General features: G+C 69.9%; 21 protein-coding genes and 2 pseudogenes. 10 read left to right on the top strand and 13 right to left on the bottom strand.

Annotated features, from left to right (window positions below):
- Positions 1 to 269: 269 nt before the first annotated feature.
- A complete protein-coding gene (locus AB0J64_RS48090; RefSeq protein ID WP_364043092.1) occupies positions 270 to 1,016 on the bottom strand; it encodes a TetR/AcrR family transcriptional regulator in 747 nt (248 codons plus the stop codon).
- A gap of 153 nt (positions 1,017 to 1,169) precedes the next feature.
- Between AB0J64_RS48090 and AB0J64_RS48085 the strand changes: the two genes are divergently transcribed.
- Positions 1,170 to 1,673, top strand: a complete 504-nt coding sequence (locus AB0J64_RS48085) for a dihydrofolate reductase family protein (RefSeq protein ID WP_364043094.1) — start codon at positions 1,170 to 1,172, stop codon at positions 1,671 to 1,673.
- Between the two features lie 483 nt (positions 1,674 to 2,156).
- On the opposite strand, the gene AB0J64_RS48080 is transcribed toward AB0J64_RS48085, so the two are convergent.
- Complete coding sequence (locus AB0J64_RS48080) at positions 2,157 to 2,441, bottom strand: recombinase family protein (protein WP_364043091.1); 285 nt, start codon at positions 2,439 to 2,441, stop codon at positions 2,157 to 2,159.
- Here AB0J64_RS48080 and AB0J64_RS48075 point away from each other — a divergent pair.
- A complete protein-coding gene (locus tag AB0J64_RS48075; RefSeq protein ID WP_364043089.1) occupies positions 2,424 to 2,582 on the top strand; it encodes a hypothetical protein in 159 nt (52 codons plus the stop codon). The two genes, AB0J64_RS48080 and AB0J64_RS48075, sit on opposite strands and share 18 nt — an antisense overlap.
- A 140-nt stretch (positions 2,583 to 2,722) precedes the next feature.
- On the opposite strand, the gene AB0J64_RS48070 is transcribed toward AB0J64_RS48075, so the two are convergent.
- The 3 genes from AB0J64_RS48070 to AB0J64_RS48060 form a co-directional block, all read right to left on the bottom strand.
- The gene (locus AB0J64_RS48070; RefSeq protein ID WP_364043087.1) at positions 2,723 to 3,979 is read right to left on the bottom strand and encodes an FAD-dependent monooxygenase; all 1,257 of its coding nucleotides are present in this window, start codon (positions 3,977 to 3,979) and stop codon (positions 2,723 to 2,725) included.
- A 117-nt stretch (positions 3,980 to 4,096) separates the two neighbouring features.
- Positions 4,097 to 5,107 (bottom strand): NAD(P)/FAD-dependent oxidoreductase, encoded by a 1,011-nt coding sequence (locus AB0J64_RS48065; protein WP_364043085.1) that lies wholly within the window; start codon positions 5,105 to 5,107, stop codon positions 4,097 to 4,099.
- Between the two features lie 113 nt (positions 5,108 to 5,220).
- Positions 5,221 to 6,156 (bottom strand): alpha/beta hydrolase, encoded by a 936-nt coding sequence (locus AB0J64_RS48060; RefSeq protein ID WP_364043083.1) that lies wholly within the window; start codon positions 6,154 to 6,156, stop codon positions 5,221 to 5,223.
- 231 nt (positions 6,157 to 6,387) lie between these two features.
- Between AB0J64_RS48060 and AB0J64_RS48055 the strand changes: the two genes are divergently transcribed.
- Both AB0J64_RS48055 and AB0J64_RS48050 read left to right on the top strand, forming a co-directional pair.
- Positions 6,388 to 7,113, top strand: coding sequence for a helix-turn-helix domain-containing protein (locus AB0J64_RS48055; RefSeq protein ID WP_364043081.1), 726 nt, complete (start codon positions 6,388 to 6,390; stop codon positions 7,111 to 7,113).
- Between the two features lie 83 nt (positions 7,114 to 7,196).
- Positions 7,197 to 7,631 (top strand): annotated as a pseudogene (locus AB0J64_RS48050) (hypothetical protein); the annotation flags it as partial.
- Positions 7,632 to 7,766: 135 nt separating this feature from the next.
- Here AB0J64_RS48050 and AB0J64_RS48045 read toward each other — a convergent pair.
- Together AB0J64_RS48045 and AB0J64_RS48040 are read right to left on the bottom strand one after the other, a co-directional pair.
- Positions 7,767 to 8,426 carry a TetR family transcriptional regulator gene (locus tag AB0J64_RS48045; protein WP_364043079.1) on the bottom strand — a complete coding sequence of 220 codons (660 nt, stop codon included), beginning with the start codon at positions 8,424 to 8,426 and terminating at the stop codon, positions 7,767 to 7,769.
- 257 nt (positions 8,427 to 8,683) lie between these two features.
- The gene (locus tag AB0J64_RS48040) at positions 8,684 to 9,067 is read right to left on the bottom strand and encodes a GH32 C-terminal domain-containing protein (protein WP_364043077.1); all 384 of its coding nucleotides are present in this window, start codon (positions 9,065 to 9,067) and stop codon (positions 8,684 to 8,686) included.
- On the opposite strand from AB0J64_RS48040, the pseudogene AB0J64_RS48035 reads away from it, so the two are divergent.
- A pseudogene (locus tag AB0J64_RS48035) lies at positions 8,966 to 9,486 on the top strand (M55 family metallopeptidase). The gene AB0J64_RS48040 and the pseudogene AB0J64_RS48035 sit on opposite strands and share 102 nt — an antisense overlap.
- 34 nt (positions 9,487 to 9,520) lie before the next feature.
- Here the strand turns inward: AB0J64_RS48035 and AB0J64_RS48030 are convergent.
- Positions 9,521 to 9,748: a hypothetical protein gene (locus tag AB0J64_RS48030; protein ID WP_364043075.1), complete on the bottom strand. Its 228-nt coding sequence runs from the start codon at positions 9,746 to 9,748 to the stop codon at positions 9,521 to 9,523.
- Between the two features lie 317 nt (positions 9,749 to 10,065).
- Here AB0J64_RS48030 and AB0J64_RS48025 point away from each other — a divergent pair, with 317 nt between their 5' ends.
- Together AB0J64_RS48025 and AB0J64_RS48020 are read left to right on the top strand one after the other, a co-directional pair.
- Positions 10,066 to 10,557, top strand: a complete 492-nt coding sequence (locus tag AB0J64_RS48025) for a hypothetical protein (RefSeq protein ID WP_364043073.1) — start codon at positions 10,066 to 10,068, stop codon at positions 10,555 to 10,557.
- A gap of 1,440 nt (positions 10,558 to 11,997) precedes the next feature.
- Positions 11,998 to 12,297, top strand: a complete 300-nt coding sequence (locus AB0J64_RS48020) for a DUF4193 domain-containing protein (protein WP_364043071.1) — start codon at positions 11,998 to 12,000, stop codon at positions 12,295 to 12,297.
- 203 nt (positions 12,298 to 12,500) lie between these two features.
- On the opposite strand, the gene AB0J64_RS48015 is transcribed toward AB0J64_RS48020, so the two are convergent.
- The 4 genes from AB0J64_RS48015 to AB0J64_RS48000 form a co-directional block, all read right to left on the bottom strand.
- Positions 12,501 to 13,094, bottom strand: coding sequence for a CAP domain-containing protein (locus AB0J64_RS48015; RefSeq protein WP_364043069.1), 594 nt, complete (start codon positions 13,092 to 13,094; stop codon positions 12,501 to 12,503).
- Positions 13,095 to 13,120: 26 nt separating this feature from the next.
- Entirely contained in the window at positions 13,121 to 13,375 is a 255-nt protein-coding gene (locus AB0J64_RS48010; protein WP_364043067.1) for a hypothetical protein, read from the bottom strand.
- Between the two features lie 159 nt (positions 13,376 to 13,534).
- Positions 13,535 to 14,437: a site-specific integrase gene (locus tag AB0J64_RS48005; protein ID WP_364043065.1), complete on the bottom strand. Its 903-nt coding sequence runs from the start codon at positions 14,435 to 14,437 to the stop codon at positions 13,535 to 13,537.
- A gap of 214 nt (positions 14,438 to 14,651) precedes the next feature.
- Complete coding sequence (locus AB0J64_RS48000) at positions 14,652 to 17,879, bottom strand: BTAD domain-containing putative transcriptional regulator (RefSeq protein WP_364043063.1); 3,228 nt, start codon at positions 17,877 to 17,879, stop codon at positions 14,652 to 14,654.
- A 102-nt stretch (positions 17,880 to 17,981) separates the two neighbouring features.
- Here AB0J64_RS48000 and AB0J64_RS47995 point away from each other — a divergent pair, with 102 nt between their 5' ends.
- A complete protein-coding gene (locus AB0J64_RS47995; protein ID WP_364043061.1) occupies positions 17,982 to 18,620 on the top strand; it encodes a hemerythrin domain-containing protein in 639 nt (212 codons plus the stop codon).
- A gap of 41 nt (positions 18,621 to 18,661) precedes the next feature.
- Positions 18,662 to 19,090, top strand: coding sequence for a DUF4267 domain-containing protein (locus AB0J64_RS47990; protein WP_364043059.1), 429 nt, complete (start codon positions 18,662 to 18,664; stop codon positions 19,088 to 19,090).
- A gap of 125 nt (positions 19,091 to 19,215) precedes the next feature.
- Here AB0J64_RS47990 and AB0J64_RS47985 read toward each other — a convergent pair whose 3' ends face one another.
- On the bottom strand, positions 19,216 to 20,736 hold the full coding sequence (locus tag AB0J64_RS47985) for a hypothetical protein (protein WP_364043057.1): 1,521 nt from the start codon (positions 20,734 to 20,736) through the stop codon (positions 19,216 to 19,218).
- 60 nt (positions 20,737 to 20,796) lie between these two features.
- On the opposite strand from AB0J64_RS47985, the gene AB0J64_RS47980 reads away from it, so the two are divergent.
- Positions 20,797 to 21,267, top strand: coding sequence for a hypothetical protein (locus AB0J64_RS47980; RefSeq protein WP_364043055.1), 471 nt, complete (start codon positions 20,797 to 20,799; stop codon positions 21,265 to 21,267).
- Positions 21,268 to 21,484: the final 217 nt, after the last annotated feature.

Here is a 21,484-nt window from a genome sequence, read left to right as displayed (position 1 = left end):
CTCAAGGTCCAGTAGCTATGAGTGCTCACCCACCGGCGGCTGTCCAGGCCCGAGTCTGCCGGAGCGGCTGGACTCGTTAAGAGTGATTAGTAGCTCTGTGTAATCATCGCTACTCTTCGTGTTCTCAGAAATGAGGAGTTCTGATAGCGATCATCATCGGTTCCCGCGCGTCCCCGAGCGGAACGCAGTAGTTCAGGCCCCCGTCGTTGTCCGACAACAAGCTCAGCGACCGCACCACTCCATCCATCCCGGTCGGGCGCCGCTGCTCCTTACGGAGGAGCTGGACTCGAAGCTGCTGATTCGTCGCCGCTGTTTCGAGTGCGTTGGGTGATGGTGTGTTCGAGGCCGTCGAGGAGGGTGTGCAGGCCGAACTCCTGGGTCGTGGTGGCCGAGGGGATGGCCATGGTGGTGGCCAGCAGCGGGAAACGGTCGGCGTTGCGGAGTAGCAGGTCGCGCATGATGGGGGCGGCGCTGCCGTCCGTCCAGGTCTGAGTGCCTTGGGTGGCGGCTGGGTGGGTGGCGCGGATGTGGTGGGAGACCAGCATGACCGCGTCCAGCCGTTCGCGTTCGGTCAGGGGCGTGTCGGCCAGAGCGCTGAGGGCTCTTTCGGGCCATCCAGTTTCGCATGGACCCATGACGCGGTCGCCCACGGTGATCGACGGCAGCCAGGGGTGGCGTCGCCAGGCGGCGGACAGTTGGCGGGCGTACTCTTCCAGCTTGGCCCGCCAGCCGGTCACGCCGCTCAAGTCGGGGGGTGTGCCGACCGCCGCCTCGATCATGATTGCACTCAGCTCAGATTTGCCGTTGACATAGCGGTACAGGGCCATTTTGGTGAGGCCGAGCTCGGCGGCTACCCGATGCATCGAGACCGCCTCCAGTCCCTCGGTATCGGCGACCTTGACAGCGGCGTCGGCCACCTGGGCGAGGTCGAAGGCGGGCCTGGGGCCCCTGGTGCGCGGCTTCCGCAGGCCCCACAACAGTTCGGCCAGTGCCATCGGATCCTCGTTAGCCGACATCGCAGCCTCCCACTTGCCCACCCTAGAAACTGTATCTATGATACACAGTGTTATGGAGACACAGTTAGTCGCCGAACTCGGGAGCAGGCGGCGTGGCTGAGGAGTTGCACCGTCGCAGACAAGGAGCGGACTATGTCCAAATCAGTGCTCGACATGTCAATGTCGCTCGACGGGTACGTCGCCGATCCCAACGACTATCTCGGTGGCGACGATGGCGAGCGGCTGCACAAGTGGGCTGACGCGGGCCCGCAGACCGGTCCGTCGTCCGGGCCGATCCAGCAGTTCCAAGGCGAATGGAAGGCGGCCGGTGCGGTCCTCGCAGGGCGGCGGACCGCCGAACTCATGGATCACTGGGGAGGCGATCACGACGGTCTCCCGATCTTCGTCCCCAGTCACCGGCCGCCCAGCCCGGCCGCCCGTTGGGGTCATCCGCTGGTGACATATGTGAACGACGGGATCGAAAGCGCGATGGCGCAGGCGAAGGCCGCCGCCGGGGGCCGGGACGTCCAGGTGCGTGGCGGCGCCTACACGGTGCAACAGGCACTCGAGGCCGGGGTACTGGATGAGGTGCAGATCCATCACATCCCGGTGCTGCTGGGCGCCGGCCGCCGGCTGTTCGACGTCTTGCCGTCGGAGATCGAGCTGGAGATCGTTTAGGTGATCGACACACCGGAGGCCACCCACATCCGCTACCGCATCCGCCGCTGAGCCGATCGGTCACCGACCCAGGCCAGCGCTGAGGCCAGCGGCGCTCCGCCTCTCCTTTCCGGAGATGGGCACCGAGTACGAACTGGTGCGGTTACCTGTCAATCTCTTTGAGGTGACTTCGGCTAATCCTGTGTGGTGTTCGGTGGCTCTTCTCGGCCGACGGGCGTGTTGATCTGTAGGCGGCCCGGGCGACATGGCGGCTCCCTTGCAGCCAAGCCTCAACAGCCCCTCAACTCGAGATTAACCTCTGAGCTGGGACTCTTCTCTCGCGGCGCGGTTCTGGTTCGTCTTGTTTTCGGGGGACGGGTGACGTGGGTTGGGCCGGAGCGTGATTCGACGTAGTGGGTGTGCTCGCGCAGCATGACGGCGATTTGCTCGGCGAGCTTGGCCTTGCCGCCGTAGTAGGTGATGGGGGGCAGCACCGTGCTCCTCCTACGCCGAGACCGGCTTGTCGGGGTCAAGGTGGCGGTAGATCGTGGCACGACTGACGCCGAGCCGGTCGGCGATCTGCTGGACGGTGTAGCGCCGCTTACCGTCCTCGCCTTTCACCTCGTACAGCGCGCGGGCCATCTCCACGCCGTGCTCATCCAGGGCGGGGGGACGTCCGCCGACGCGGCCGCGTGCCCGGGCCGAAGCCAGCCCTTCAAGGGTGCCCTCCACGATGAGCTCGCGGAGGAACTCGTCGAACGCGCCGAACATGTGGAACTGCAGCTGCACCGCCTCGACCGCAAGACCGGGATCGCGTGCAGCCGGTGCGGCACCCGCAGCCAGACCACGGTAGTCGCCACCCTCGACGCAGACTGGACCAGGCTCGTCGACCGCGGCTGCTACGACGCGTGGAGCAAGCAGCTCGGGTGAACCCCGATGCACCGGATAACAGCCTATTCTCCGGTACATGACCCTCCCGGCCATCCCCGCGACCTGCGTCCGAGCATTCGTTCGACGAAGTTGCGGGCCCAGACGACCTCGTTCTCCCGCTCGTATTCGAGGAACTCCACTCACGCTGCAGCGGCGGCGATATCCAGACTTTTCATCCGCGCCCTGTTGGTCATCATCTTGGCGAGCAGCCGGCCGGCGATCGGCCGCCGGGCGAGGCGGATCATCACGGACCGAAGCAGCAACTCGGCGCGGTTGCCTGGGGTGAAGAAACCGCGCATGCTCACACCGCTGCCGAGGTGGTGGTCGATGAACGGGCGCAGGTGGTCCTCCCAGTCCTGCAGCGCTCGTGGCACGTCGTGCGGGTGGCGTTCCAGCATGGTGCCGAGCAGGTCCGCCCCGGCCAGGCCGGTGGATGCCCCCATGCCGGAGTAAACGGTCAGGCACCACGCGGCGTCGCCGACGAGCACGACTCGGCCGCGGTGCCAGTGGTCGAGGTGCACCTGCTCGGCGGAGTCGAACAGGTGGTCCGGGGCCTTCTCGAACTGGTCGAGCAGCCAACCGAGCGTGGAGCCGGTGGGCTCGGGGCCGTAGGCGGCGCGCAGCGAGTCGATGGCCGGCCGGGTGAACTCGGCGTCCACGTCGTCGGTGCGGTAGGAGAACAGCACCGACGGCGGACGGTCGGCGAACGAGAACACCCACACCGATCGGCCCGCCTCGCCCATGTACAGCCCGTCCTGTAGGCGGTAGCCAGGTACCGGCTCGGGCAGGCTGTACACGGCGATCATGTAGTTCAGCCGACGGATCGGGCTCTGCCCGGGCTCGAACGCAAGCCGGCGCACCGTCGAGCGCAGTCCGTCTGCCCCGACCACCAGGTCGAACCGTTCGACGGTCGTCGTCTCCGTCGTCAGGTCGCGGATCTCGACGTCCACCCCGTCGAGGTACTGGTCCAGCGCGATCGGCACGGTCGAGTACCGGATCTCGACCTCGTCGGGCAGGGCGGTGAAGGCCGCGTCTTCGATGTCGCCCCGCATCACCATTCGAGACCCGCCGAACACATCGGCGTAGCCCACACCGCGGCGGCGCCGGCCCGTGCGGTCGACGTCGTAGCTCACGCCTTCCGGAGCGAAGCGATTCGGCACCGCATCGGCGATGCCCAGCCGTTCGGCGGCGGCGAGCCCGGTCCCGAACAGGGCGATGAAGTATCCGCCGCGGCGCCGCTCGGGGGCCTTCTCCAGCACCACCACGTCCCAGCCCGCGCGATGCAGTCGCAGCGCGGAGGCGATCCCGCTGATCCCGAGGCCGACCACCAGGGCCCGCTGTCGCGATGTCGTGTTCTTGTCCATGGGATTGCGGTCCGACATTGTCGTGTCCTCCATCTGGTTGGGGTGGGTCGGCCGTTCAGGAAGCCGAGGATGTGGAGTCGTCGAGGCGGGCGAGGAAGTCGAGGAGTGTGGCGTTGACCTCGGCGGGACGCTCCTGCTGCTTGCTCAAGATCATCCTGTGGCCCCTTTTGGGCCTACCTCGGCGATCCCCTGGAGGGCCGCGTCGGTGTCCGCGATGGCCAGCATCCTGTTGATGTCGGCGCCGGCCAGTGCGCCGGCCGCTGCGGAGGCCCCGACCTGGGCGACCAGATCGGTGACGTTGCCGGCCACCCACACACCCGGCACCTCGGTGGTGCCGGCCGTGCCGGAGGCGAAACCGCGGCCCTTCGGCAGGTCCTGCACCGGCAGGCCCAGACCTTCCAGGCCCTGGGTGCGGGCCTGCAGCTGCGCGGCGACCGCGAGGACGCGGCGGGCCACGACCTGGCCGTCGGCCAGGCGCACCCCGGCGAGGTCACCGTCCTCGTCGTCGACGACCTCGGTGACCGGGGTGTCGATGATGCGGATGCCGCGGGCGGCGAAGCGGGCGCGGCTGTCCTCGTCCAGGTCAGTGCCGTGGGTGAAGTAGGTCAGGTCCTCGGTCAGCTGACGGAACAGGTACGCGTGGTCGATGGAGACCGGACCGGTGGCGAGGATACCGATGGGCTCGTCGCGCACCTCCCAGCCGTGGCAGTACGGGCAGTGCACCACACTGTGCCCCCAGTGCTCGGCGAGCCCGGGCACCTGGGGCAGCACATCCGTGAGGCCGGTGGCCACCAGGATGCGGCGGGCGGTGATGCTGCGGCCGTCGGCCAGGGTGACGGTGAACCGCAGGTCCCCGTCCGCCGACGGGGCGGCGGACTCGGCCGAGACCACCTCGCCGTGGACGACGCGTCCGCCGTACTGGCGCACCTGCTCCCGGCCCCGTCGAAGGATCTCGGGCGGCGGGGTGCCGTCCAGGGCGATGAGGCCGTGCACGGCCTTGGCGGGCGCGTTGCGCGGGGAGCCGCTGTCGATCACGACGACCGAGCGGCGGGAGCGGGCGAGGATCAGTGCACCGTTCAGCCCCGCGGCGCCCCCGCCGATCACCACCGCGTCGACGGTCCCCTCGGCCAGTGCGTCGCTCGCGTACGCAGGAGTCGTCACAGCCATGGCCTCCTGCCTTTCCTTGTGCGCTCCGGACCGTCCGAGATCGGGTTTCTGGACAGCATCAGTCATGGTTCGGTCAACCCTTCGAGTTCTGGGTGGTTGGAGGGGGGTCAGCTGTTCAGAAAGCCCAGGATGTGGTCGGCGACCGTCTTGGGCTGCTCCAGGTGCAGGAAGTGCCCTGCGCCGGGTATGACGATGCGTTCGAGGCCGTTCGTGAACAGGTCGTCCATGCCGTCGCTCAACTCCACGGACATGCAGTTGTCGTCGGCCCCGTGGAGGTAGAGCGACGGGACGGTGAGGGCACCGAACGCCCGGGCTTGCAGGGATTGGGTCGCCTCGTCCGCGGGGGGCGTGAACAACTGGCGGTAGTAGCCCAGGATCTCGGTCAGGACTCCTGGAGCACCCAGGGTTTCCTTGAGCGCGGCACGCTCCGCGTCCGGCAGTTCGTAGCCGGGTGACCATTCCCGCCAGAGCCGGTCGATGAAGGCGAAGTCGTCGTGCTCGACGGCCGCCTCCGCCATGGCTGTCTGGAAGAAGAACATGTACCAGCTGCGTCGCTGCTGGTCACCGTCGGTGACCAATGCGGTCAGCAGTTGACGGCCATGGGGAGCCGCCATGGTGACAAGCTTGCGGACACGCCTCGGGTCGAGGCTCGCTGCCGCGTACGCCGCCCCGGCACCGAAGTCGTGGCCGATGAGATCCGCCTGCTCGCGCCCGAGCGCTTCGATCAGGGCGAGGACGTCCTGGCCGGTCGAGGTAATGCGATAGGAGCCGTCGGGAGCCGCGCCGCCGGGCCAGTATCCGCGCTGTGCGGGCGCGACCGCCCAGTACCCTTCCTGCGCAAGGCGGTCGAGAATCCCTGCCCAGCTGGCGGCATGGTCGGGAAACCCGTGGAGGCACACAACGAGCGGCCCGCTGCCGGCCTCAAGGATCGGAACCTCCAGCCCGCCTGCCTGAACCGTCCGATGACGGACGCGGTCGGTCGCCTGGGACCCCCTGGCCGGGGAGTCCTCGCCAGACGACGGTCGCTGGGTCACCTGTGTCATGAGTTCAACCCCCAAGCCGCCTTCGCGGCGTCGCGGTCCGGCAAGCCCGGACCAAGCAGCAAGTACGGCTGACGGCGACCAGGACGCTGACGCCGATCACGGAGCCGATCTGCTGGAACATGTTTGAGCGGAATCGCTTAATTGCCCATCGATGTGCAGACTAGTTTATTGCCCGTCGATGTGCAAATATCGCGATGACTCTCTCCTCCCACCCGCCTTCGAGGTACCGACGTGACCAGCCGACCAGCACGAACACCGACGACGAGGCCGAGGCGGTCTCCGGCCCGGCCCCACGAGACGCCGCCCCCTCCTGCTCCGACTTCGACCTCGACTTCGGCGCAGCGTCGGGACGCGCGGGCCACCCGTGCCCGGATCCTCGACGCTGCTCGGCGGGAACTGACCCGCGACCCCGACAGCAGCCTGGAGGACATCGCCGCCGCCGCCGGTGTGGCCCGGCGCACTGTGTACGTCCACTTCGCCGGCCGGACCGCGCTCGTCGAGTGCCTGGCCGCCGAGGCCGCGGAGGCGATCCGGCGCGCCGTCGCGGGTGCCCCGGCCCCGACCGCCGACGCCGCCGCGGACCTGGCGCGATTCGTCCTCACGGTGTGGCCCGTCGGCGACCGCTACCGCACCCTCATCCGGCTGGCCCGCGGCCAGGACTTCGCCCCCGCACGCGTCGACGAACTGCTGACCCCCGCCCGCGACATGGCCACGAGGGTCCTCGCCCACGGCCGCCGACAGGGCGTCTTCCAGACCACCGTCCCGCCCGACCCGCTCACCCGAGCCATCGAGGCCCAACTGCTGGCCCTGCTCGACTGCGTCGACCGCGGCCTGTGCCCCGACGACGGCACCGGCGCCGCAACCGCCGCCCTCATCGCCGCCGGAGTCGCCCCGGACACCGCCGCCGCGAAGGTCGATCACGTACGGAAGTCCGGGTCGCCCCCGAGTCCCGTCTGAAACCCGTGCCCGTACCCCACTCGCACTCACGCAAATGTCCGCCCCCAACTCCCTGTCCCCCGAAGCCCTTTGGAGGAGGGCCGATGTACCGCCCCCACCCCGAGCACGACCGTGACCAGGAGTGCGAGTTTTCGTACTCGTACTCGCACGAACCCGACGACGGCTCCGACCGCCCGCTGCCGGTGACCGAACTCGCCCTGCGGATGGACGGGTTGACGAAGTCGGACGACGACAGCGAGGCCCGGGCCCGCTCGGCGGAGGCGACCGTCTTCCTGTCGTACGCGGACCTGTCCGACGCCCTGGGCCTGGAACTGACCCGGGGCTACGGTTCCGACCGGATCCGCGCCCGCGTCCTGACCACCCTCGGCTTCGAGGTCACCGCGACGACGACCGTCTCGGCGGACTCCGGCAACCGCGTCACCTTCAAGGACTTCAAGGTCGCGGGCCGCATCGCCCTGCCCGAGGCCGGTGAGAAGTTGCTCGGCCAGGTCTTCGCCGAGCCGATCGCGCCGCGGAACATCCCCGGCGGCCTCCGACTGCGCTCGGTCACCACCACGGAGCAGGGCCTCACCGCCCACTTCTCCGGCAAGTCGGTCACCTTCCGCCGCGACGACGCCCGGGACACCTCGTCGAACGGGTCGGCCGGAGAGAAATCAGGTGCCGTGGGCCGGAAGAGCCGTAGCCATCGCCGACGCAACCTCCTCGACCACCGCGCTCGCCCGATCCTCCGGCACGCCGGCCGCGATGAGGGTGGCCGTGGCGATCCGGTGCCCGTCGTCCTCCAGCGCGCCGGTGTTGACGGACTCCACCAGAGCTACGATCATCGCCATCAGGCCTGCGCTCTGCACGGCCGGCGGCAGATGGGAGTGGAAGACGCCGTCCCGCTGCCCGCGCTCCAGGATCCCGATGGCGGCCTCCCGGGCCGGCGCGAGCACCTCGTCGAGGCGCTCGGAGCCGAGGTCCCGCCGGGTGAGCGCCAGCAGCATGCGGTAGCGGTCGCCCACGGGCCACATCCGGAGTACGAACCGCGCCAACGCCCGCTCGGCCGACTCCGCCGGTTCTCCCGACTCCGGCCCGGCCTCCACCGTGTTCCGCAACGTCTCGGCGGCTTCCTCGGCGAGCGCCTCCAGCAGCGCCGCCCGCCCCGGGAAGTGCCCGAAGAGGGTGCGCCGGACGACCCCGGCGGCCCGCGCCAGCTCCTCCAGCGTGACATCGGGGTTCCGCCCCAGCTCCTCACGGGCCGTGGCCAGGATGCGCGCCCGGTTGGACCGCGAATTACGGCGCAGCGGCTCGCGGGCCATGGGCTTGCTCACGGAGAACCTCGCAGCATCAAAGGACGGACGAACGGCCCCCCATTTTGTCACGCCGAGCCGAAGCCCCCGTATCACGCCCCACCGGCCGCTGCCTCACGCGGGACCGGCCCCACCTCGTGGCCCGAAGCTCGGCCGACGCGGAACCGAGCGCGCCCGGTGCGGCCCTCGCGCTTGTTCCTCGACGAGAGCCCCGGCGCGCCGGGCGCCGCCGCCGACCTCGTCCGTCGCGGCCATCCCACCGGCCACCCCCCGTCGGATCAGACCGCGAACTCCCGGATCACCATGTTCCGGAACACCGCCTGCCCGTCGATGGTGAACAGGGCCAGCCCGGTGTCGGACGGGTCGGGGAAGACCACGGTCGAGTGCGCGTACCGGCCGTCGTCGACGAACATCTCGACGGACGTGCGGTCGACGAGGACGCGCAGGCGGACCGTGCGGGCGGACAGGTGGAAGGGCGTCCGGCTCTCCTGCCAGCGGCCCGAGGCATCGGGGCCGGCGGTCGCATGCTCGCCGGTCTGCAGGCCGGCGCCCAGGCCGTGATGTTCGTGGGGTACCACGCCCGCGCTGGCGCCGGCGGCGCGGTACTGGCCCACACCATCGCCGACGCCATCCTGGACGTGCGCATCAACGGCCACTCGCACGGTGAGATCGGGATCAACACCCTGCTCGCGGGCTCCTACGGCGCGCCCGTCGTGCTGGCCAGCGGCGACGAGGCGGCGTGCGAGGAGTTCACCGCCTTGGTGCCGGGGGTCTCACGGTGCCGGTCAAACGCGGGCTCGGCCAGCATGCGGCCGACACCCTGCACCCGCGGGAGGTCTGCGACCGCCTGATGCACAGCGCCGGCCAGGCGATCCGGCGATATGACGAGCATCGGCCCGTCACCGCCTCGGGCCCGCTCGATATCGAGGTCGACCTGCATCAGCCGCGCACGGCCGATCTAGCCGCCCTCATCCTCGGCATCGCCCGGATCGGCCGCGCCGTGACGTTCACCGCCGAGAACATGACGGCCGCCTACGGACTGCTCCAGCTGCTTGCCCTGCTCACCTACATGGATCCCTGACAAGGGCGGCAGCAGCGAGGCGATGAGGCGCTGGTCAGCGGGGCTCGTCCCGAGTGGACCAGCCGTGCTTGGCGATGAGCGCCGACAGCGCGGCACGGAGCTGGTTGATGCGTTCCTGGGCATCGGGGCCTTGGATACCGATGGTGATGGCGCATTCGGTGGCGTGGTAGGTCGTGTGCCGGCCTTCGGCGGCCACGCGCGCGGCGGCGTGGATGCGGCCGCGTAGCCGGATGCGCTTGCGCGGGTCGACGGTGCGGTCCAAGCCATCGATGGTGAGGTAGCACAGGAACGGGCCAGGGGCGGTGAGCGGCCCATCGGGGAGCCCGGCAGCGAGTGCTTCGCGGATCTTGGCCCGGTCGGCGTTTGGCGGCGGGGTCTTGCGGGCTGGTAGTCCACGTCGGTGCGGACGTGATGGAGCAGGCGGTCGACGTGCAGGCGGACCCGCTCGGGCTGGGGTCTGCAGCGCCTGGCGCACGGCCTCTCGCTCGGCAGGGGCGTCTTCGTCGAAACGCAGGTGAAGGGCAGCTCCCATGGCATACAGCAGATCGTCGCGGGTCTGCCCGGTCGGATGTCCAGGCGGTGTGCAAGCTTGCCAGGTTCGATGCGCTGCCGACGGTGCGAGCGGCCGGTATCCAAGAGCTGAGGCAGGCACGTTCGGTGCTGTATCTGCTGAGTGGCGTTGGCGCGTTCTATCGTGGGTACGCGCTGCTGATGCCCGATACTGCCGGGCTCACCGCGCTGCGTGCACGCGTGGACGAACTCGGTGCCACGCACCTCGTGATGATGGTGACGGGCTGGAGCGTCACGAGAAGAACACGAGATTTCGCCGCCGGCCTGGCCGCCTGCCTGCAGCCGTGGGCCGTCTGGCTGCGCGATGAGCTGATGGAGCAGATCGCGTCTGGCCCACCGCTGCTCGGCGGGCCGGACGACGCGGACACGGCCGAGAAGTTCATGGCGGACTGGCTCGCCACGATCAAGAGCGCCGCCGATAGCGGGGCTCATGCCGTTGGGCCGGGCACGGTCAGCGCGACCGGCGGGGCCGGGCACCGCCGTCGGGGTGACGCCGAATAGCATCCCTGGACAGGGTGGCGAGAAGGCCGCCCGCGATGGTTATCTGGGGTAGTTAGCCTCTTCCTGCAGGTCAAAGCGATATGATCTTGTCGGGCATATAAGGCAAGTAGGCTGGCCGTTCCCGCTCAGCGCATGTCGGTCCCGTCGCCCGGGTGAGGGGGAAATTACGCAGCGGGACTCGAGCCGAACGCACCCGCCTACGGCTGATACGAACCACGGCTGGTGCCGAGGTGGCCGACGCCGTCCACCCCGTCTGGCAGGTGCGTCACGGCATGTAAGGCTGCGCAGCCTGGAGTGTGAACCTGCGTGACGATCACCCCGTTATCCACCCAAAGCACCACGGCCATGCTTTCGGCGTTCCTGGGCGTCGCCTTGCAGGAGAAACACCAGCGCCTTTCCGTCTGGGGCCGATCAGCAGTCACGGCCACCGCCACCATGCGCGATCCGGAATATCACGGCCCCACGCTACGATCACCACGCCCATGCTCGGACCCGTTGGTGCTGCGGCCCTGCGATCGCGGCTTTGCGGCGTGTTGGCTCATCGGGAATGGGACGGAATTGGCGCGTCAGAGACGCGTGGGCGTTTCAGGGTCGGGTAGGGCTCCGCTCGTGCGATGCCCAGCGTGCGGCTGGGCGCTTCCTTCGTGCGGACCGGCCGCCCTGACGACGGCAGGGCGGCCTTCACATCCTCCAGCTGCGATAACAGCACATGTCAGCGTGCCGGTAGGGAGCTGATCTCAGCGCAGCAGGGGCTCGACTCCCATACGGCACGGGCTTCGCCCGTACGTCCTTCCAAAGGGTGGCCGCGACGCACCACCTCGACGAAGCGGAGACCACCGATAACGCGTCTACTGCCGAATCGCGCGGATCTTGCCATTCCGAACGGTGATCAGGTAACCGGCGCGGTTGACGGTGACGATCGCCGCGTCCTGATTCGCATCCGGTACCTCCACGGAGGCGACCTCGACGGTGAGTCCGGCCTGCTCGGCGGCCGTCGTCCACTGTAAGGTGGCGGCCTCTGCCCAGTTCCACCCGCCGTCCTCGCCAGTGCGGTCGAGGTCGACAACGATGGCGGTCGGGTCGATGGTGGTCGTGGAGGGCTCCTTGGGAGATGCGATCGATGGGCGTTTGGCTCTCCGAACGTAGCGGAGCTGGCTGACAAGCGACGGGCTCCTGTGCGCGCGGTGGTCAGATCCACACCATCACCGACTCCGAGGCCAGCACAGCAAGGGAAGGCGTCTACACCGACGACACAGCTGGCGCACTGGCCGGTCTCCCACCGATCAGCCGACTGTCACCAACGTCATGACCGCGTACACCTAGCGCCCGGAGTCGGAAGGTTCGTTGTGGAATCGTGCGGGCACAAATGGGAATCTCCCGGCGGGTCGGGCACAAGACAGGCGGCCCCGCGAAGACATTGAGATGAGGCGGATGAACACCATGGCGACCGACTACGACAGCCCACGTAAGATCGACGACGACTCCGGGGAGGAGAGCCTTCAAGAACTCCAGACTCGCCGAGCCGACACGTCGTCCGGCAGCATCGACGTCGACGAGACCGACCTGGCTGAGTCGATCGAACTGCCTGGCGCGGATCTGTCGAATGAAGAGCTATCCGTGCGGGTGATCCCGCCTCAGGCGGACGAGTTCACCTGCTCGAGCTGCTTCCTGGTGCACCACCGTAGCCAGCGCGCCTCTGAGCGGAACGGTCAGCAGGTATGCCTGGAGTGCGCCGCCTGACCGGGACGACGATGAGGCCACGGCCGCGCCGCCCATGGCCGCTTCCGGATCCACTCCAACGGCGATCGTGTGGACACCGAGGCGGCCGTCGGCACGTCGCCGGCCCAACGTGCTGCCGCCCGATGAGGTGATCTTCAAGGTGCCTTCTTCATCCCTTGCGCCCTCGGTGACGGATGCTGCGCCGTCGCCACTCCGTCGCCCGCCTATCGCTGGCAACGCCCGAAGTCGACAACGTACGTCCCGCCGCCCGCGGCCCCCGCGCCGGCCGGATCCGCCGACCCGGCCGCGACCCCGATGCCGAGGTCTGTCAGCGTCGGGCTCAGGACGATCTGGCGGTGGCCGTACGTGCTGACGTTCACCCACCAGTTGACGGCGGCCCGCGCGGTGCCATAGCCGGTGCCCCAGCCTGTGTAGGTGGTCTCGGCGTAGGCCCACGACACCGGGTTCGGGCAGTAACCTGCGCCGGTGATACGGCTGTACGGTGTAGAGCCGGTCTGCGGGTTGGTGTGCGAGTCGGCGCCGGGCCGCCACCACTTCAGGCTCGCCGCCGCAGCGGCGTGCGACGTCGCCGCCGAGTCGAGCGAGCTGTTGCGGGTGAGCGCGGCCAGCCCGACCTTGGCGCGTTCGGCGTCGACGAGGCAGTGCACCGCCTGGCCGACCATGGCGAGGTTGCCGCTGGTCGGAGCCACGTCGTAGTACGCTGCCGCGGCGGCGCACCCCGGCGCGGCCGCGTACGCCGGGGCGGCGCTCACGAACGGGACGGCCATTAAGGCAGCCAGAGCTATGGTGCGAATCATAGTGATCTCCTTTGGCGATGGGATGCTCATGCCCTTCTAGCTAAAGGGCGGCCCCCGGGTGCGTGCATGAGTAGCCCCTTACTCAGCCGCAGCGATGGGCCGGCCACCGTCTCCAGCGTTGTCGTGGCCAGTCCGCCGAGCAGTTCCGCGGACTTTGCCTGGAAAGCGGCCAGGACCTCGGTGGGCGGTGGGAGCACCGCCGGATGCAGGAGGGGGAACGCCGAGGTGACCAGCCACCAGGCGCCGATCGCGACCGTGAGCCCGAGAGCGGGCCAGCCCAACGCCGTGGCCGTCGCGCTCCGGTTGGGAACCGGGGTCGAGGAACCGGCGGACAGCGCCAAGGACGGCGGCCGCTGTGGAGCCAGCGCGATCGCGATGCCGAGCAGGTTCTGCGGGTGTGGCCGGCATGCTGAGCGGTCGGCCGCTCTGGTGCGGTGCGGTCAGCGAGGGCGGCGCCGCTGGATGGGGTCGGCGTCGGCGGTGATGCGGGCGGAGGTCTCCTCGCCCAGGCGCACGTAGCGGCCGAGGCTGGCCAGGTGTTGGTGGCGGCTTTTGGCCTGCAGTTCGGGCGCGGTGCGGCCGGATTGCGCGAGATGCTGGAGCGCCGAATGACGGAGCTGATGCAAGGTCCACCCCTGACGGTGTGGGTCGAGCTCGGCCGAGGCGGTCTTGAACAGGTATTCGGCGCGTGGGTAGGACAGCCGGCCCCGCCCGGTGACGGGACAGACGTCGCCGGATGCCGGCGCGCGGCGGCCGGAGGAAGGAGCGCGCCGGTCGGCCAGGAACACCGGCCCGCAGGTGCGGCCGGCCAGCAGGCGGGGCAGCAGCCGGGCGGTGGGGGTGGCCCAGTGCACGTACTCGATCGCGCCGCCCTTGGACACGACCCGGGCGCGGCGGAACTCCAGGTCGAGGTCTTCGACGTTGAGGGTGAGGACTTCCTCGGCGCGGGCGGCCGTGTCGTACAGGAGCCGCCACAGCAGGCGTTCCCGCAGGGCGTGCGCGGGGTCGGTGAACAGCTTGTCCAGCTGAGTGGCCGGGATGGCGCGGCCGCCGCGGCGGGCGCTCTTGCGGCGCTCCAGCCGCCGGGCCGGGTTGGTGGCCAGCAGGTCCTGGCGCTGGGCCCAGGTGGTGAAGGAGACCAGGGCGGACAGGTGCCGGTTCCAGGTGGCGGCGGCCGCGGCCGTCCAGCGCTCCATCACCGCGGCGTACTGCTCGGGCGTCAGCGCGGCGACCGGATACTGAGGCCCGGTCACGGCGGTCAGGCGGGCGAGGGTCTCGGCGTAGCCGGCGCGGGTGGTGGCCGCCTGCACCGACTCCAGGAAGCGCTCGACCGCGGCCGTCATCGACGAGGCGGGCGGGGCCCGGCGGCCGGGGCCGGCGGGCCGGGGAAGGACACGACGGACACGGACGTCCTCCGGGCAGGCGATGTGACACATAATGTAGCCGGGTCGCCGTCGTGGCGGCAGACGCCGAGCTGGGCGGACACGGCCCTAAGGCCGCCCATGTGACAGATAATGCAAGTTCTGTGTCACAGATGTGCGGCGCCATGGGCAGAGACTAGGTGGTCGTTCGCAACCGGGCCTCGGCGGCCCAATGAGGTGCGTTCCACCGGTCGGCGATGGTGGCGGCCTGAGCGAAGTGGGCGGCGGCCTCGTCGTCGTGGCCGAGGAAGACGGCCAGCTCGCCGAGGGTGTGGGCGACCGGGCGCAGCTCCACGGACAGGCTCGTGGCGTCCGGCGGGGGGCCGTCGCAGCGCGCAAGCAGCGTCGCGTAGATCTCCTCGGCCGCGGCGCGGTCGTCCAGGGCGATGGCGGCCATCGCGCGGACGGTCGTGAGGAAGGTGAAGAAGTAGTCGGGCCGGATCGGGTCCGAGGTGCGTACCCGGCGGGCTTCGTCGATCAGGCCGTTGGCGTGCAGGGCGAGGACCAGCAGGTCGGAGGCGATCGGGCCGAACGCCTCGTGGAAGGCGCGCACCTCCTCCAGGTGCTCGCCGAGCGTGCCGTTGTTCACCCAGATCGCGGCCAGCGCGAGGCCGAGGAAGCCGACGGCGTGCAGGGATCCGGCGCGCCGCATGCCGTCGGCGGCCTCGGTGTAGAGCCGTTCGGCGTCGGCGAACCGGCCCTCGATGAGGGCCAGGGTCGCCAGCACCACCTCGGCGACGCCGATCGCTTCGGGCAGCCGGTAGGTGCGCGCGAGGTCGAGGGCCTCGGCAGCCGCGCGGCGCATGGTGGCCGGGTCGTTGGCCCCGGCGGCGGCGCTGGCCTGGTTGAGCAGCCCGGTGACGCGATAGACGGGCAGGTCGTGCTCGGTGCCGATCGCCACCAGTTCGCGGCAGAAGTTGTCGCGTTCGGGCAAGCCGCGGTGGCCGCGGGTAAGGACCTGGAGGGCCGCCGCCCGCAGGCGGGGTGAGGTGGCGAGGTCGAGCGCCTCGCGGGCCGCCGCCAGGGCGGTGGGGTCGTCCTCGCCGACCAGTTCTTCGGCGTAGGCGGCGAGGAGGTGGCTGCGTGCCTCCGGGGCCAGGTCGGTGCGCTTGAGCAGGCGGCTCAGCCTGTCGACGATGGGCCGGTCCACCGTGCCGTACTCGCGGGACTGCCATGGTGTCGGCTCGGTCCAGGCCGTGAACGCGGCGATCATCAAGTCGTCGCGTCCCAGGGACTCGGCGTACTCGACGGCCTGCAGGCGGGTCTGGCGCGCGGCAAGCAAGGCGCCGGCCCGGATCTGCGCCCGCAGCAGCCTGCCATGCAGGTCTATGCGCTCCTCCGGGCCGGTCGAGTTCGCGACCGCGTCGGTGAGGAGATCGGCTGCGACGTCGTGGGCGTAGCGTGCTTCGGCCAGTTCGGCGGCCCGAAGGCAGTAGCCGACGGCCTTGGGGGATCCGGCTCGCGCGTAGTGGTGCGCGAGCGCCGGGATGTCGCCGGTGGCTTCCAGCGCGGCGGCGATGCGGGCGTGCATGCGGGATGCCCGCAGGCGGCTGACGCCGGCGACGAGAGTGTCGCGGACGAGGGCGTGGACGAACCGCACCCGTCCGGGGCCGGGCTCGCTCAGCAGCCCGGCGATCACGCCTGCGTCCAGTGCGTTCAGCACGCCTTCCTCGTCGGTGTCGGCGGCGTCCACGAGGACGTCCACCGAGCTCTCCCGGCCTGCGACCGCGGCCAGTCGCAGCACGGCCACGCCTGCCTCGGGCAGCCGTGCGAGGCGCCGCCGCAGCACGTCCCGTACGCCTTCGGGGACCTCGGAGAGGGCGACCAGCGCGCCCTCTCCGTTCAGCAGCCGCGCGCTCTCCCGCACATAGAACGGGTTGCCGCCGGTGCGCTCGGCGATTCCGGCGACGGTCTCGTCATCGGCCTCACACTCATTCCGTACGACCTGCGCGACGGCCGCGTCGTCCAGGCCGGGCAGGGGGAGCCGCAGCGGCGTGGCGCGCGCCAGCGAGGCCAGCGTTTCGGTGAGGTGCCCGCTCTCGTCCGCCCGGTAAGCCGCCACGACCAGAACGGGGGCCCGAATGCCGAGGCAGCCGCCGAGCAGCTCCAGCGTGACGGCGTCCGCCCAGTGCAGGTCGTCCAGCACGACGGCGACCGGGCGTTCCGCGGCGACGGCCGCGAGCCACTTCCACACGGCCTGACGCAGGCGGAACCGTCCCGCGGTGGCGTCGACGTTCACCGGCTCGGTGTCGGTGAGCAGCGGCGCGAGGTCGTCCGCGAACTCGCCCGGGGACCTGGTCGCGGCAACGCCTCTCAGCGCCTCAGTCCAGGCCCACGCGGGCGGCGCGCTGTCGACCTCCGAGCAGTGGCCGACGGCGACCAGCCATCCGTCACGTTCGAGCCGCCTGCCGAGGCGTTCCAGAAGCGTCGACTTGCCGAGCCCGGCCTCGCCGGTGACAAGGGCGATGCGCGCTCCGTCGGCGGCGGCCTCGGCAGCGGCCGCGACCAGTGCCGCCAGCTCCTCCTGGCGTCCGACGAACGGCGCCTCGGTGATCGGAACCGTCTGCGGCAGCGGGACAACAGGCGGTGGCAGGAACACGGACGCGTGGAGGACGTCCGTGCGCTGGGTGAGGATCGCCTCCTCCAACGCCGTCAGGTCCGGGCCGGGGTCGAGCCCGAGCTCCTCGGCGAAGATCCCGCGAACGCGGCGGAGCGTCGCCAGCGCGTCGGCTTGGCGGCCACTGCTCCACAAGGCCAGGGCGTGCAGCCGCCAGCCCTCCTCACGCAGAGGCTCGTCGCGGGTGAGCCGCTCAGCCTCGGGAACCACCGCGGCGGGGTCGCCGATGCGCAGACCGGCCGCGACGTGCAGTTCGGTGGCGACCAGGCGCAGCTCGTTCAGCCGGGCCGTCTCCGCGGCGGCCCACGGCTCGTCGGCGACCTCGGCGAACGCCGGTCCCTGCCACAGGCCCAATGCCTCGGCGAGCCGGGCCCGGGCGGCGCGCGGGTCGGTGTCCGTACGGGCCTGGTCGAGCAGGTCCTCGAACCGCCACGCGTCCACCGACTCGCGGGGCAGCCGCAGCGCATAGCCGGGCGCCGCGCTCACCAGCAGCCGGGCCGGCGTGCGTGACGGGCGGCCGGGCTCCAGCAGCCGGCGCAGGTTGGACACGTACGCCTGCAAGGACATCAGCGCCCGCGCGGGCGGCTCCCCGCGCCACAGATCCTCGATCATCCGGTCGACCGGCACGACCTGCCCGCGCGCCGCCACCAGCAGGGCCAGTACGCCGCGCTGCCGCGGCCCGCCGAGGTGGACGGGCTCACCGTTCACCTCGGCGGCGAACGAGCCCAGTACGCGGATGAAAAGCATGATCCGGACATAGTACTTGGGCTGTTCCAAATCGGCTCCAAGTCCCCTCCAAACACCCGAGAGCAACCTGAACACGTCGCAACCGATGGAGGGCAGGAACAGATGAGCGTCAATACCCAGGACATGGAGATCGTGCACCGCGTCTTCCGCCGTGAAACACGGCTGCTGGTGGACCTCGTCGCGGCGGTCGCCCCGGGTGACATTGCTCGCGCCAAGGTGATCGCCGACCACTTCCGCATCTACCGGCTGGGCCTGCACCACCATCACGAGGGCGAGGACGAGCTGCTGTGGCCGCCGCTGCTCGCCCGGGTGGACCTGGAGGCCGACATCGTCCTGCGCATGCAGGCCCAGCACGAACGCATCGCGGCCACCCTGACCAGACTGGCCGCCGCGGTCCCCGCCTGGGAGGCCACCGCGGGCGCCGACGAACGCGACACCCTGGTGGCCGCCCTCGCCGAGCACCGCGCGGTCCTGCTGGAACACCTCGACGACGAGGAGGCCACCCTCCTCCCGCTCGCGGCCAAGCACATCACCCAACAGGAGTGGGCCTCCCTGGGCGACCACCTGGTGAACAACACTCCCAAGCTCACCCTGCTCACGCTCTTCGGCGCCGTCCTGGAAGACGCGAACCCCGCCGAGCGCGCCATCGTCCTCAGCGGCCTGCCCGCCCCGGTCCGCGTCATCTGGCACGTCATCGGCCGCCCCCGCTACGCCCGCCACATCCGCCGTGTCCGCGGCTGAACCCTGCCCCGACCCCGTCTGAACATCAAAGGAGAACAACCATGTCGCAGAAGAAGCTCAACACCGGCCTGGCCGCCGCCGTCGTCCTGTTCACCCTCTACCTCGGGTTGTCCTTCGTCCTGCCCCTCGGGACGTCCTTCCCGGGCCTGCCGAACTGGCCCTCTGGCGACAGCGGCTTCCCTTTCGTGAAGGGCAGCCGCGAAATCGCGATGGGCCTGGCCATGGGCATCCTGCTGGTGACGGGCCACCGCCGCGCCCTGGGCTGGGTCCTGCTGATGGTGGCCGTCGCCCCGTTCGGCGACATGGTCAACGTGCTGGCCCACGACGGCGGCGTGGCCGCCGCGTTCGGCATCCACGGCCTGACCTCGGCGCTGATCGCGGTCACGGGGTTGCTGATCCTCCGCGAGACCAGCAAGGCGCGCAAGGCCCAAGAGACCGCCACCCCAGCGCCCGCCGCGCAGCCCGCCTGACGTCCCCGCAGTGCGGCCCGGTGTTCCTTCGCATTTCTGAGAACTCGAAAAGGGAGACGACGATGAGCAGAAGTCGCGCTCTTTCGTGCTCCACCTGGCCAAACGCTCAACGTCGCCATACCGCATCAGGACGCGTCCTGGCGTCCCCTGAGCGCGAGGTCGACCTCGGCGCTCCAGCGGGCATTCCACTCCTCGTCGAGCCCGATGCTCCGGAACGGGGCCCGGCCACGCAGGCCCGCTGGGTCGAGGTCGGGGGAGTGGTGGCTCGCTATAAGCATTTCCAGCTTCGGCAGCTCCGCGACGCTGCCGAGGTCGGCCAGGGAGTGCGCGTATAGCGCGAACAAGCTCTCCAGGGAGGGGAGTTCGTGGCCCGTGCCGAGGGTGCGCAGCTTGGGGCACTCGCTCGCGGAGAGGTAGTCCAGTGCGGGCAGCGGCGGCAGCCCCTCGAGGGTGGTCAGCTCCGGGCATTTGTCGATGCTGAGCTTGATCAGCGCTTCGCAGCGCGGGATCAGCGAGGCGTCCCTGAGCTGTGGGAGGTTAACGAGGTTCAGCGACTCCAGCCTCGGCAGGGTGCCCAGCACGCTCAGATTCCGAAGCCCGGGGCAGTCCCTAAGATAGACGTACTCGATCTCCGGCAGCCCCTCGATGCCGTCGATCGAGGTGAGCTGTGCGGAACCGTGCAGCCCGAAGAACGTCAGCCCTGTGGCGCCGGAGACGGCGCTGACGTCGAGCAGCCCAGTGCAACCGTAGAGGTTGATCTGGCGGAGTCCGGGGTGGCTGCCGAGGCCGTGCAGCGAGGTCAGCCGAGTGCAGCCACCCAGGTTCAGTACGGTGAGGTTCGGCATGTGCGCAAGGCCCTCGAGAGACTCCAGCTCAGCGCACTCCGAGGCGTCCAACTCGGTGAGGCCGGTGAGGCTCGCGAGCGCCGCTAAGTCACGGACGGACGTCCTGCTGACGCTGAGAGAGCGCAGGCTCGGCAGTGCCTTGAGCGCGCCGAGGTCGCTCACGCCTGGGCAGTTGTCGAGGATCAGCTTCTCCAGGCCGGTGAGCGCGGCGAGCGGTCCGAGGTCGGTGAGTTCGCGGCAGCCGCTCAGCACCAGGGTGGTGAGGCCTGTCATCCCTGCGAGCGGCGTCAGGTCATGGACGGCGCTGTTGTGCAGGTTGAGGGTGCCCAGCCCGGTCAGCGTGGTGAGCGGGCCGATGTCGCTGAGGCTCTTGGAACCCTCCAGGTCCAGCTCCACGAGGCCGGTGAGCGCGGCGACTCCGCCGAGCTCGGTCAGATCCTTGCGCTGGAATACGCGCAGCGTGCGCAGCGACGTCAGGTGCCGGATGCCGCAGTCCAGGGTGAGCTTCCTACCGAGCTCGAACTCGGCGCGGCCCTCGCGCGCGAAGGCGGGCGCGACGAGCAGCCGCGCGAAGGCGTCGCGGTCGGCCGCGTCGCGCCACGGCTTCAGCAGCTTCTCCGACTCCTGCGGTGCGAACTCGGTAAAACGCGCGGCCAGTTCGTACGCCTCCTGCGTCTCAGAGCCCTGGACGGCGGCGAGGTCACGGAAGGCACGCCGGGCGCGCGCGGCGGTCGGCGGTTTCTCACCTCCCAACAAGGCGTGATACGGGGCGAGTCGGGACGTCTCGTAGCTGCTGGTCATTCCGGAACTGTAGCCAGCGGCGCTGACAATGCCCCCACGGACGCTCTCACCCCGGCCCGCATGGCCATGCACACCGGCCCGCACCACCCAGCCACCGACCTAACCCCTGACATGCCCCGCATTTCCGGAGGATGTAGACACGAGCGCGGCTCCTGCGAGGATCTTCGGTTTAGGACCCTGAAGGATCACCAGAAGCGCGCTTCTTCGTCTCCCACCTGCCGAAACGCTCCACATCGCCATATCGGATCAGAACCCGAGAACGCCGGGGCCCTGGAGGCCAGCGGACAAGATGAGGCAGCGGCAGGGCTCCTACGGCTGATCGACCTGGTGAAGGGTTCCAGCCTGTCTGAGGGCGACAAGCGGCAGGTGCTCGACCTGTTGGAGACGTTGGCCGAGGAAGCCGCGAAACCCGAGCCTAAGAAGGGTGTTCTAGCCACGCTGGGCAAGGAGATTGGGGTCTCGCTCGCCGCCTCCGTCATCGCTGAGCAAGCCGCGCCACTACTGGAGCAGATAAGCCAACTGTGGCGGTGATGCGCACCGCGACTACGCGTCGGACGGTCGAGGTTGCATGCGTGAAAAGGCTTCCCTGCCCGCAGTCTCGTAACTGAGCGCTACTGACAACAACCTGTCGCTGACCGGCCGAGTTCCGCGCGTTCGACCAAGCCCCACCGTTCGATGGCATCGAATCGACTCGATAGAGAAGTCCGACGCGGTCTGGATGTCCCTGCCGCATGCGCTTCCGGTTCTC

The sequence above is a fragment of the Nonomuraea sp. NPDC049695 genome (assembly GCF_040674955.1).
GTDB lineage: Bacteria > Actinomycetota > Actinomycetes > Streptosporangiales > Streptosporangiaceae > Nonomuraea > Nonomuraea helvata.
This window is presented reverse-complemented; position numbering and strand designations above follow the sequence as displayed.